This is a genomic window from Methylomonas subterranea (assembly GCF_024505185.1).
In the GTDB taxonomy this organism is placed as follows: Bacteria; Pseudomonadota; Gammaproteobacteria; order Methylococcales; family Methylomonadaceae; genus Methylomonas; species Methylomonas subterranea.
Genome location: NZ_JANIBJ010000093.1, coordinates 1 through 1,072, shown reverse-complemented (window position 1 = coordinate 1,072; position 1,072 = coordinate 1). Strand labels below are relative to the sequence as shown.

Genomic DNA, 1,072 nt, shown 5'->3' with positions numbered 1-1,072 from the left:
GCGCCTAGCAAAAAGTTAGCATGTATTGTGAGCCAAACCCGCGACCTATTTCGTCAATGGCTTGCTCAAGTTCATCTGGGGTAAATGTCTTAAATGGCAGCCATTCATATTTCATTTTATGCCACAGCAATTCAATCCTGTTCAGTTCGGGACTGTAGGGTGGCAGGAAATAAAATCGCATGCCTTTCTCTTCCAACAAATCCCAATAGGGTTTCATTTTCTTGGCAGTATGAATGGATGCATTATCCAAAATCACCACCAAGGGTTTGCTGACGCGTGCGATCAAAGCCATCAGAAAGCCAAAGAACCATAGGCCATTCACGCTATGCCACAATTTAGTCAGCATTAAGCGACCCGATGAAAGCATGGCACCGATCACATTCATGCGTTGGGCGCGCTTTGCTGTAATAGCATGTACCTCACCACTTTTTGTCCAAGCTGAACGATTCGGTGGTTGTGGCGCAAATCCGGCTTCATCCACATAGGCCAATTCAATTTCACCGGCTTCCGCTTGCTTGATCAGTTCAGCGATGTTTTGCTTAGCCTGCTCGAAGCGTTCGGGATCACGCTTTTTTTTAAACTGTATCGCGTGCGTTTCCAGACGTAACCCATGCGTTTTAACTCATTTCGCAAGGTGCCGGCACTAATCGTCACTCCGCATTCCGTCGTTAGACGACTGACCAATGCCCTGCAGTTTAAAGGTTCCGCATCGATCCATTCTTTGAGTTGGCTCCGATGCGCGTCAGTCAACTTACTCGGCGCACCACTGCGCGGCTGATCCGGTAGGCTCGCCAGCCCGTTTTTCCACCACTTCCTCCGCCGCTCGCGTATCGCTTCCGGCTGCACGCCCTGATGCTCTGCAACAGCGACGACTGTTTGACCCTCGGATAACATCAAAATGGTTTGTGCCCGTTCCCGCTCTCGCCAATCACTCCCTTTCTTGATGATTACCTGTAGTTGCTCTCGTTCGCTTTCGCTCAATTCTATGGGTCTTACCCGCATTCCTTCGCTACCATTACCGTATCTAAAATTTCACTATTTTACTGCATGGCTATTTGTTGTTAATCGCTTA

2 protein-coding genes are annotated in these 1,072 nt (G+C 48.7%); both read right to left on the bottom strand.

The window, feature by feature from the left end; all coding sequences use genetic code 11:
- Positions 1 to 4: 4 nt before the first annotated feature.
- Complete coding sequence (locus NP590_RS20425; protein ID WP_256604589.1) at positions 5 to 523, bottom strand: IS630 family transposase; 519 nt, start codon at positions 521 to 523, stop codon at positions 5 to 7.
- Positions 520 to 981: a helix-turn-helix domain-containing protein gene (locus tag NP590_RS20420; protein ID WP_256604588.1), complete on the bottom strand. Its 462-nt coding sequence runs from the start codon at positions 979 to 981 to the stop codon at positions 520 to 522. The genes NP590_RS20425 and NP590_RS20420 overlap by 4 nt, the downstream gene beginning before the upstream one ends.
- Positions 982 to 1,072 lie beyond the last annotated feature (91 nt).